The 2958-nt window shown below is 73.2% G+C and carries 2 protein-coding genes; both read left to right on the forward strand.

Annotation, left to right across the window (positions count from 1 at the left end; all coding sequences use genetic code 11):
• Positions 1 to 700 (forward strand): hypothetical protein (locus VGF12_RS09705; RefSeq protein ID WP_331175831.1); only part of this gene is annotated, 700 nt, incomplete at its 5' end.
• Between the two features lie 34 nt (positions 701 to 734).
• Positions 735 to 2958 (forward strand): serine/threonine-protein kinase (locus VGF12_RS09710; protein ID WP_331175832.1); only part of this gene is annotated, 2224 nt, incomplete at its 3' end.

A 2958-nucleotide genomic window follows, 5' to 3' on the forward strand; every position in this document is an offset into this window, starting at 1 on the left:
CAAGGCCGGCGACTCGCTGACGCTGCGCCAGACCTCCAACCAGGCCGGCACCACGACGACAACGGTGAAGTACGACTTCACGGCCGGCAGCTACAACGGGCGGGCGGCCACCGTCGCCACGCTGACCGCCAATGGCATCGCCGCCGGCACGGTCTATCTGGACCCGACCACCGGCGCCGTGCTCGGCGAGAACCCCGCGGCTCCAGGTGCCAACGACACCGTCACCACCTACGACCCGCCCGACTGGCAGCAGCGGCTCACGGCCGCCGGCATTCCCGGGGGCGGCAGCGGCAAGATCAACGTCACCGCCACCGTGACGGGCAAGAGCGTCAGCGACGGCTTCGCGCCGCTGGGCGGCGCGACCGCCATCGTCATCAAGTACGAGTTCCAGATCAACCGCGATGCCAACGAGACGGTCACGACCCCGGCCGGCAGCTTCGCCAACGCGTGCAAGTTCCGCGTCGAGTTCACAGTCAAGGACTTCCTGGTCCAGGGCCCGGCATCGTCGAGCCCGCTGCTGGCGACGTTGCTGCCGCTGCTGAAGGACAGCTTCGCGGCGCCGACGCAGGTGGCGCTGTGGGCCACCGACGCCGTGCCCTTCATGCTCCCCAAGAGCATCACGACGATGACGCTGCCGGCGCCGACCGGGGTCGTGATCAGCACCCAGGAGCTGATCGCGCTGACCAAGGCGCCGCGCTGATTGCGGGCAGGCGCGGGGCAGGCACACTGCGGGCATGACGACGCCGAAGTGCTCCCCCGCGCTGTGGCCGGCCGTGCGGCGGCTGTTCGACGCGGCACAGGCCCTGCCCGCCGACGCCCGCACGGCCTGGCTGCAGAGCAGCGGCGAGCCGCCGGAGGTCGTCGCCGAGGTGCTGTCGCTGCTCACGCACAGCGTGGACGGCACCCGGGCGGACGCCGCCTTCCTCGCGACGCCCGCCGCCGCCACCGGCCACCCGGGCCTGCGCCTAGGGCCCTGGCGGCTGACCGAGCCGCTGGGGAGCGGTGGCATGGGCGAGGTGTGGCTCGCGCGGCGCGACGACGGCGCCTACGAAGGCGAGGCGGCCATCAAGCTGCTCAAGCGCGGCATGGACTCGGCCGCCGTGCTGCAGCGCTTCGCGCAGGAACGCCAGCTGCTGGCGCGGCTGGACCATCCCCGCATCGCACGGCTGATGGATGCCGGCCTCAGCCCCCAGGGCCTGCCGTACTTCGTCATGGAGCGGGTGCTGGGCCGCCCCATCGACGCCGCCTGCGCGGGGTTGCCGCTGGAGGGGCGGCTGCGGCTCTTCCTGCAGCTCACTGACGCCGTGGCCCATGCCCACCGCCACCTGCTCGTGCACCGGGACCTCAAGCCGGGCAACGTGCTGGTGACACCGGACCACCAGGTCAAACTGCTGGACTTCGGCATCGCCAAGGCGCTGGATCCCACGGAAGCTCCGGACGGCGTCGAGCACACCCAGGCACGTCCCTTCACGCCTAGCCACGCCAGCCCAGAGCAGGTGCGCGGTGAGCCGGTCAGCACGGCCACCGATGTCTATTCGCTGGGCGTGCTGCTCTATCAGCTACTGACCGGCCAGCGCCCCTACGGCCGCGACGCGCGCACGCCGCAGGCATTCGCCCAGGCGGTGCTGGATGAGGCGCCCACGCGCCCGTCCAGCCTCGGCGAACCGCCCGAGCCATCGCCGGACTGGTGGCGCACGCGCAAGCGGCTGAAGGGCGATCTCGACAACATCCTGCTGAAGACACTGGAGAAGGACCCGACGCGCCGCTACGCCAGCGTCGATGCACTGGCCGCAGACCTGCACGCCCACCTGAGCGGGCGCCCGGTCAGCGCGCGGGCACCCACGCCGGGCTATCTCGCGGCGCGCTTCGTCGGCCGACATCGCGTCGCGGTCGGCCTGGCTGGCGTGGCGGTGGTGACCCTGGTTGCCGGCCTCGCCGGCACGCTGTGGCAGATGCGCGAGGCCCGCGCCGCCCAGGCGCGCGCGGAAGCGCGCTTCACGCAGGTGCGCGAGCTGGCGCGCCAACTCGTGTTCCGCTATCACGACCAGATCGCCCAGCTGCCCGGCAGTCTCGCCACGCGCGAGGCCCTGCTGCAGGACGCGCTGGGATACCTCGACGGCCTGGCTGCCGAACTCGGCCCCGACCTCGCGCGCCAGCCGGCGCTCGCACGCGAGCTGGCCGAGAGCTATTCGCGCATCGCCGAGCTGCAGGGCGACGGCTTCTCACCCAGCCAGGAGCGGCTGGACGCCGCCCGGCGCGACATTGACAAGGCCATCGCGCTGCAGCCGCTCTACCTGGACGCCGTCGCGCGTGACGCGACCGCGCTGCGCGAGGCCGCCGACATGCATCAGGGCCGCGCCCTGCTCGCCAGCCGAGCCGGCCGGCTCGGCGACAGTGCTGCGGCGCTGCGGCGCGCCCGCGACCTCAACCAGCAGGTGCTGGCATTGGACCCGCATGACCCTCAGAGCCTCGCCCAGCTCGCCACCGTCACCGGCCGCATGGGCCTGATCCAGGGCGGCAGCCCGATGCAGGCCCAGCTCGGCGACGTCACCGGCGCCGGTCGCACGCTGGCCGAGGCCGTCGAGCTCTTCGGGCGCCTGCGCGCGCTGCAGCCGGAGTCCGCCGAGTGGGCGCACCAGGCCGCCTGGGGCCACCAGTTGCGCGCGAACTGGGCGCTGCTCATCGGCGACCTCGCGCTGGCGCGGCGCGACACCGAGGCGATGCTCAGGCTGCGCGACACCGCCATGCGCGGCAACCCGCAGAACAGCAACTACCGCTATCAGCAAGGGTTGGCGCGCATCTCGGCCGCGCGCATCGCCAGCGCCGCCGGCGAGCACGACGAGGCGCTGCGCCTGCTCGACGAGGGCGGTGCCACGCTGCGCCAGGAGCTGGGGCGCGATCCGCGCAACCAGGCCGCCCGGCGTGACCTCGCGCTGCTGGGCCTGAGCCAGGCCCGGG

The sequence above is a fragment of the Roseateles sp. genome (assembly GCF_036404855.1).
Classification (GTDB): Bacteria; Pseudomonadota; Gammaproteobacteria; order Burkholderiales; family Burkholderiaceae_C; genus Pelomonas.